Origin of the sequence: Amycolatopsis sp. NPDC051102 (assembly GCF_040682815.1) — a bacterium.
GTDB lineage: Bacteria > Actinomycetota > Actinomycetes > Mycobacteriales > Pseudonocardiaceae > Amycolatopsis.
In genome coordinates, this window is sequence record NZ_JBFBBT010000009.1 from 276,311 (window position 1) to 282,665 (window position 6,355).

Consider the following 6,355-nt stretch of genomic DNA (forward strand, 5'->3'; position numbering starts at 1 on the left):
GTTGTCGGGGTCGGCGGATATCCTGCACTACGGTGCAGGCGAGTCCGCACCACCACCAGCACTTTCGCGAGCCACGATCCGGGAGAACGACCCTGTGACTGCCGAGACCTTGTACGGGGCCGACGACCTGACGCATCTCGAGGGTCTCGAAGCCGTCCGCAAACGACCCGGGATGTACATCGGCTCCACCGACAGCCGGGGCATCAACCACCTCTTCTCCGAAGTCGTGGACAACTCCACGGACGAGGGTGTCGCCGGCTACGCGACGAAGATCGTCGTCACGCTGCACGCCGACGGCAGCGTCCAGGTGGACGACGACGGCCGCGGCATCCCGACCGGCACCCACGCCAAGTCCGGTTTGTCCGGCGTCGAGCTGGTGCTGACGCGCCTGCACGCCGGCGGCAAGTTCGGCGGCTCCGGCTACAAGACCTCCGGCGGCCTGCACGGCGTCGGCGCTTCGGCGGTCAACGCCCTGTCACACCGCTTCGACGTCACGGTGAAGCAAGAGGGCAAAGTCCACCAGATGTCGTTCAAGCACGGCATCCCCGGCACGTTCGACGCGCCCGGCCCCAAGGCGAAGTTCACCCGCCGCTCCGGGCTGAACGTCACCGGCAAGATGAAGCGCGGCGAGCGCAGCGGCACCTCGATCCGCTACTGGTACGACGCGCGCTACTTCGAGTCCGGCGCGGCGCTCGACGTCGAAGGCGTCCGGACGAAGCTGCGCAACACCGCGTTCCTCGTCCCGGGCGTCACGTACGTGCTGCGCACGGCGATCGAAGACACGATCAACGAAGAGACGTTCCACTTCCCGAACGGCCTCGTCGACATGGTCGACTTCCTGACGCCCTCGGGCGAGAAGCCGGTCTGCGGCACCCTGCTGATCACCGGCGAAGGCACGTACAAGGAGAACGCGGCCGACGCCGCCGGCGTCATGCAGTCCAATGTGGAGCGCCACGCCGAGGTCGAGGTGGCGATGCGCTGGGGCACCGGCTACGAGCGCACGGTCGAGTGCTTCACCAACACGATCCGCAACGTCCACGGGGGCACCCACCGCCGCGGCTTCGACCGCGCGGTGACGAAGGCGTTGCAGGAGGCCATCTCCAAGACCCGCGGGCTGCTCAAGCCCAAGGAGGACATGCCGACGATCGAGGACGTCCTCGAGGGCATGACGGCCGTGGTGCACGTCCGGCTGCCGGAGCCGCAGTTCACCTCGCAGACGAAGGACGAGCTGTCCACCGCCGGGATCACCCGCGTCCTGCAGGGCATCGTCGACAAGCACGTCAAGGCGTGGACCGAGGACCGCAAGACGAAGTCCGAGGCCAAGGTCGTGCTGCAGAAGGTGGTCGACGCCTCCCGCGTCCGGCTCACCCAGAAGCAGCAGAAGGACGCCGCCCGGCGCAAGACCGCGCTGGAGGGCGCGGCGATGCCGCCGAAGCTGGTCGACTGCCGCACCACCGGCGTCGCCCGCAGCGAACTGTTCCTCGTCGAGGGCGACAGCGCGCTGGGGTCGGCGCGGATGGCGCGCGTCTCGGAGTACCAGGCGCTGCTCCCGCTGCGCGGCAAGATCCTGAACGTCCAGAAGGCGTCGCTCGGCGACACCCTGAAGAACGCCGAGATCGCGTCGATCGTGCAGGTGCTGGGCGCGGGCACCGGGCGCACGTTCGACCTGACGACCATGCGCTACGGCCGGGTGATCCTGATGGCGGACGCGGACGTCGACGGTTCGCACATCCGCACGCTGCTGATCACGCTGTTCGCGAAGTACATGCGCCCGGTGATCGAGGACGGCCGGCTGTACGCGGCGATGCCGCCGCTGCACAAGCTCGTCACCAAGGGCCGCAACTCGGAGACGTACTTCACGTACACCCAGCAGGAGATGGAGACGAAGTTCGCCGAGCTGGAGCGGGCGGGCAAGAGCATCGTCACGCCGGTGCCGCGGTTCAAGGGTCTCGGCGAGATGGACGCCGACGAGCTGTGGGAGACCACGATGAACCCGGCCACGCGCTCGGTCCGCCGGATCACCATGGACGACGCCGAGGCCGCCGAGGGCGCGCTGGAGCTGCTGATGGGCGAGAAGGTCGAGCCCCGGCGGAACTGGCTGGTCGCCTCTTCGGACCGGATCGACCGCGACGCCATCGACGCTTAATTTTCTCAGCTACCAAGGAGTTCTGCCGTGGCACGCCGCAAGGGCACCACCACCAAGGTCGATCCCAGCGCGTTCGACCGCGCCGGCGCGAACGTCTTCGACAACTCGCTGAAGACGGAGATCGAAGACTCGTACCTGGAGTACGCGTATTCGGTCATCCACTCGCGCGCCCTCCCGGACGCGCGGGACGGGCTGAAGCCGGTGCACCGCCGGATCCTGTTTTCCATGCACGAGCAGGGTTACCGGCCCACGCACGCGTATGTGAAGTCGTCCCGCGTCGTCGGTGACTGCTTCGTCCGCGGGGCGCTGGTCTCGACCCCGGAGGGGCTGCGGCCGATCGAAGAGATCGAGGTCGGCGACCGCGTGCTCGACCGTCGCGGTGCCTCCGTGCCGGTCACCGAGGTCTACGAGAACCCGGTCTCCGAACTGGTGCGCGTCACCTGGGCCAACGGGCACACCATGCTCGTGACGCCGGGCCAGCGGTTCCGGACCGTGGCGGAAGACTCGAGTCTGACGTGGACGGACGCCCGCGACCTCACCGGGCGCCGGACCGTCGCCTACGGGGCAGCCCGCCGCGAGAACCGGCCGGCGGGCGGAGACCGCTACGCCTACCTTCTCGGCCTGATCACGGCCGAAGGCTTCGCGGTCGACCGCAACCGCGACGCGGACGGCCGGGTCCGGATCCACATGTGCGACGTGGAGCCGCTCGACTCGGTGTACGAATGGGCAACGGCCCACGGCTTGGGCGTGTCCCGGGGAACCCGTACCGCGGCGAAGCCGGGTTGGCGTGATCAGCACATCCTCACCTTCGCCCGGCACGACGGCCTTCTCGCGGCGGGAAGCCCGCTCAGCGACGCGAAGGTCGTCCCGGCGGAGGTTCTCGCGGACCGTTCGAGCTGGGCGCCGTTCCTCGCGGGCATCTTCGACGGCGACGGCCACATCCGCAAGAACCACCGCGAGCTCGTTTACGTGAGCACGAGCGAGGCTTTGATCCGGCAGGTCTACGCGATGCTCGCGGACCTCGGGATCCACGGTCACCACTGGACCAATCCGAAGCCGGACGGCCACAAGAACCTGCTCGGTCTCTCGGTCAGCGGAGCCGACGCCGCGGCTCTGGCCGCCATCCTGGCGCCGTGGATCACCATCGGCTACAAGAAGAGCGATCTCGAAAAGCTCTCGGCGATCACCTACGCCTACGGCGGCAAGCAAGGCAACGACCGGTTGCCCGCCAAGGGCGTCATGGCCGAGTTCTCGGCCGCCCACGCCGGCGGCGGTTGGTTCCGCGACACCGAGGGAACTCCTTTCCGCGCCTCGTTGTCCGCGGTGAGCGGGGCGAAGGTGCGCTACGGCAAGGACCGGCACGGCACCGCGCTGGCCGATCGCTCGTTCCCGCTCGCGCGGGCGCACCAGGACGGCTGGATCGAAAAGCTGCGGCGGATCGGCTCACCGCTCGCCGATCGGCTCGACGCGCTGAAGGGATTCTCGTTCCTCGAAGTGGTGTCGGTCGAGCGCGTCGCGCCGGACGTCACCTACGACATCCAGGTCGGCTCCGACGCCCACGAATTCGTGGTCGAAGGGTTCGCAGTCCACAACTGCATGGGCAAGTACCACCCGCACGGCGACACCGCGATCTACGACGCAATGGTCCGCTTGGCGCAGGACTTCTCCCTGAACGCACCCCTGATCGACGGCCACGGCAACTTCGGCAGCCCAGACGACGGACCGGCCGCCTCGCGGTACACCGAAGCCCGGATGTCCCCCGAGGCGATGCAGCTGGTCGGCGAGCTCGGCGAGGACACCGTCGACTTCCGCCCCAACTACGACGGCTCGCTCGAAGAGCCCTCCGTGCTGCCCGCCGCGTTCCCGAACCTGCTGGTCAACGGCACGTCCGGGATCGCGGTCGGGATGGCGACCAACATGATCCCGCACAACCTCGGCGAGGTCGTCGCCGCGGCGCGGTGGCTGATCACGCACCCGTCCGCGACGCTCGACAAGCTGATGGAGTTCGTCCCGGGTCCCGACCTGCCCACCGGCGGCAGCCTGCTGGGCCTGGACGAGGTCCGCCGCGCGTACGAGACCGGCCGCGGCGTCGTCCGGATGCGGGCGAACTGCGAGACCGGGCCGCTGGAAGGCAGCCGCGGGCGGCAGGCGATCACCGTCACCGAGCTGCCCTACGGCGTCGGGCCGGAGAAGGTGATCGAGAAGATCACCGACGAGGTCAACAAGTCCAAGCGGCTCACCGGCATCGCCGACGTCAAGGACCTCACCGACCGCGAGAACGGCACCCGGCTGGTCATCGAGTGCAAGGTCGGCGTCAACCCGCAGGCCCTGCTGGCCGACCTCTACCGGCTCACGCCGCTGGAGCAGTCGTTCGGCATCAACAACCTGGTGCTCGTCGACGGCCAGCCGCAGACCCTGGGCCTCAAGGAGCTGCTCGAGGTCTTCCTCCGGCACCGCTACGACGTCGTCACCCGCCGGACGAAGTACCGCCGCCGCAAGCGCGAAGAGCGGCTGCACCTGGTCGACGGCCTGCTGGTCGCGCTGCTGAACATCGACAAGGTGATCAAGCTCATCCGCGAGAGCGAGAACGCGCAGGCCGCGAAGGACGGCCTGATGACGCGCTTCAAGCTGTCGGAGATCCAGGCGACGTACATCCTGGACACGCCGCTGCGCCGGCTGACCAAGTACGACCGCCTCGAACTCGAGGCGGAGCAGGATCGGCTGCGCGAGGAGATCGCGGAGCTGTCCAAGATCCTCGACGACGAGTCGGTGCTGAAGAAGCTCGTCTCGTCCGAGCTGGCGAAGATCGCGAAGGACTTCCCGACCGAGCGCCGCACCGCGCTGATCGACGGCGACCTGAAGGAGGTCCTGGCCGCGTCGAAGCCTTCAGGCCCGCTCGAAGTCGCGGACGACCCGTGCCAGGTGATCCTGTCGGCGACCGGGCTGGTGGCCCGCACCGCGGCCGAGTCCGAGGAGGCGACGGAGACGCGTCGCCGCAACGGACGCGTGAAACACGACGCCGTGGCGGCCGTGGTCCACACGACCGCGCGCGGGCAGGTGCTGCTGGTGACCAGCCGCGGGCGGGCGTTCAAGACGGACGTGCTGCCGTTGCCGGTGCTGCCGGAGCAGGCCGGCACGGTGTCGCTGCGCGGCGGCATGGCGGCGAAGGAACTGGTGCCGCTGGAGAAGGGCGAGACGGTCGTCGGGATCGCCCCGCTGGGCGAGCAGGCGGCGGGCTCCCCGGGCCTGGCGCTCGGCACCCGGGCCGGCGTCGTCAAGATCTGTTCGCCGGAGTGGCCGGTCCGCTCGGACGAGTTCGAGGTGATCAGCCTCAAGGACGGCGACGAGGTCGTCGGCGCGACCTGGCTGACCGACGGTTCGGAGACGCTGGCGTTCGTGTCGTCGGAGGCGTCGCTGCTGAAGTACGCGGCGTCCCTGGTCCGCCCGCAGGGTCTCAAGGGCGGCGGCATGGCGGGCATCAACGTGGGCGCGGGCTCGGTGGTGTTCTTCGGCGCGGTCCGCACGGACGACGACGAGCACGGCGAGCCGATGGTGATCACGTCGACGGGCCAGAGCGTGAAGGTGACGCCGTTCAGCGAGTACCCGGCGAAGGGCCGCGCGACGGGCGGCGTCCGGGCCCAGCGGTTCCTCAAGGGCGAGACGGCGTTGCGCGTGGCCTGGATCGGTCCCCGCCCGGCCGGGGCGGCGCGCAACGGCGACCCGGTGGAGCTGCCCGAGATCGACGTCCGCCGCGACGGCTCGGGGCACGCGCACCCGGGCCCGGACGTGGTGGGTCACCTCATCGAGCGCGACTGACACCGGCCGGGAGCGGAAGCGTCACTGACGCTTCCGCTCCCGCCGGATCAGCCAACGGAAGACGGCGGCGAAGAACAGCCAGGTCAGCACCCCTCGGACGGCCGCGCTGATCAGGTGTTCCGCGGCGAAGGTCCACCGGTGGAGACCGATCTTCACGAGCAGATCGACGCCGAACGAGATGACCAGCACCAGGAGGAACGGCCACCACAGCAGGGTGCGCCAGTAGCCGCGCCGCTTGATCTTTTCGGCATCGATCCTCACGCACCCATTGTCCCCGGTCGTGGGGGGGGGGGGGGGGGGGGTGGGGGGGGGGGGGGGGGGGCGCGCCGGGGGGGCGGGGATGTGTTTTGGGGGGCGCCGCGGCGGGGCCGCCGGGCCCCCGCACCCCACGCA

The 6,355-nt window shown here is 69.6% G+C and carries 3 protein-coding genes; 2 read left to right on the plus strand and 1 reads right to left on the minus strand.

Annotated elements, in window-relative coordinates:
* The first annotated feature begins 94 nt into the window (after positions 1 to 94).
* Both AB0M93_RS25730 and AB0M93_RS25735 read left to right on the plus strand, forming a co-directional pair.
* Positions 95 to 2,146, plus strand: coding sequence for a DNA topoisomerase IV subunit B (locus AB0M93_RS25730; RefSeq protein ID WP_364276939.1), 2,052 nt, complete (start codon positions 95 to 97; stop codon positions 2,144 to 2,146).
* Positions 2,147 to 2,173: 27 nt separating this feature from the next.
* The gene (locus tag AB0M93_RS25735; RefSeq protein ID WP_364276941.1) at positions 2,174 to 5,962 is read left to right on the plus strand and encodes a DNA topoisomerase (ATP-hydrolyzing); all 3,789 of its coding nucleotides are present in this window, start codon (positions 2,174 to 2,176) and stop codon (positions 5,960 to 5,962) included.
* A gap of 21 nt (positions 5,963 to 5,983) precedes the next feature.
* Here the strand turns inward: AB0M93_RS25735 and AB0M93_RS25740 are convergent, their stop codons facing one another.
* On the minus strand, positions 5,984 to 6,223 hold the full coding sequence (locus AB0M93_RS25740; RefSeq protein WP_364276943.1) for a hypothetical protein: 240 nt from the start codon (positions 6,221 to 6,223) through the stop codon (positions 5,984 to 5,986).
* Between the last annotated feature and the right edge of the window lie 132 nt (positions 6,224 to 6,355).